General features: G+C 62.0%; 2 protein-coding genes. Both read right to left on the minus strand.

What is annotated here, in order from left to right:
- A partial coding sequence (locus tag SB822_RS54545; protein WP_410858779.1) for a DDE-type integrase/transposase/recombinase occupies window positions 1-668 on the minus strand: 668 nt, incomplete at its 3' end.
- Window positions 665-1,162 carry a transposase gene (locus tag SB822_RS54550; RefSeq protein ID WP_062915639.1) on the minus strand — a complete coding sequence of 166 codons (498 nt, stop codon included), beginning with the start codon at window positions 1,160-1,162 and terminating at the stop codon, window positions 665-667. The genes SB822_RS54550 and SB822_RS54545, both read right to left, overlap by 4 nt.
- Between the last annotated feature and the right edge of the window lie 67 nt (window positions 1,163-1,229).

Below are 1,229 nucleotides of genomic sequence, written 5' to 3' on the forward strand. Positions count from 1 at the left end.
TGGAGGGTAGCGAGCATCGTCGCGCCTTTCATCGGGCCGCCGTTATCGGAGTGCAGGATCACCTGTTCGGGCTGTATCGCTTCGCGTGCGCAAAGGTCTCTGAGGACTTCGCTGGCCAGCGCGCTGCTTTCCTCGGCATAGACCTGCCAGCCGACAATCTTGCGGCTGAAGACATCGAGAAACAGATACAGATAAAAAAACTGTCCACGAATCGTCGCCGGCAGGTAAGTAATGTCCCAGGAATACAGCTGGTTCGGCGCGTCGGCGCAGACTGCGCGCGGTTTGCTGCGTGCGCGGGCCGGCCGTTCGCTGCGCCGGTGGGCGAGCTGGTTCGCTTCGCGCAGCACCCGGTAAAACGTCGATTCCGAGGCAATGTAGCGTTGCTGGTCGGCCAGTCGTGGCACGATCTGGCTCGGTGGCAGATGAGCGAATTCAGCAGAGTTGGCCACCGCCAGCAGTTCGGCGCGTTCATCGGCCGACAGCTTGTGGGCAGGCTCATGGCGGCGCAAGGTGCGCCCGTCCACCGCTTCAGGACCGGCGCCTTGCCAGCGCTGCACGGTGCGCGCGCTCAGCCCCAGCATGGCGCACGCACGTGCCTGGCGAGCCCCGGCTGCGATCGCCTCGTCGATCAGAGCCTTCAATGTCGCGCGCTGTTCGGCAGAAGTCATTCGTCCTCGTCCCCGAACAGCGCCTGATACTTTTTTGAGAGCACCAGCAACGCAGCCGCTTCCGCCAGCGCACGGTCCTTACGCTTGAGTTCGCGCTGCAATTGCGCATTGGCCTGTTTGAGATCGCGCACTTCCGGCGCGTTGGCGCGTGGGCTCACGGTGTCGCCAGAGCAGAACTGCGCACGCCACTGGGCCAGATGATGGACAAACAGGCCCCGTTCGCGACACCACGCGTTCAGTGCTTCCTCATCCAGTCCATGGCTCTGTTGCAAGGCCAGCAGGCGCTCTTCCAGAGACCAGTCTTGTGGGCGCCGTGCATCGCTCGGGCCCGGATTGCGGCTTGCGGCGTTAGACACCCGGATCCACTTCCTCAAGGTTAATACATTCATGTTCAGTTCCGCGGCAACCGCTCCTACGGAGCGGTTGCCGCGTTGCAGGGCCTTCGCCAGCGCCTGCTCTCTGAATTCTACAGAATACGTCTGTTTCGTCTTCAACCTGCACCTCTGAGTTCTCTTCAAATGATGAAAATTCAGAGGCGACAACTAGTGTGACGCCGGGGGC

Origin of the sequence: Paraburkholderia sp. SIMBA_054, from assembly GCF_046534875.1 — a bacterium.
In the GTDB taxonomy this organism is placed as follows: Bacteria; Pseudomonadota; Gammaproteobacteria; order Burkholderiales; family Burkholderiaceae; genus Paraburkholderia; species Paraburkholderia hospita.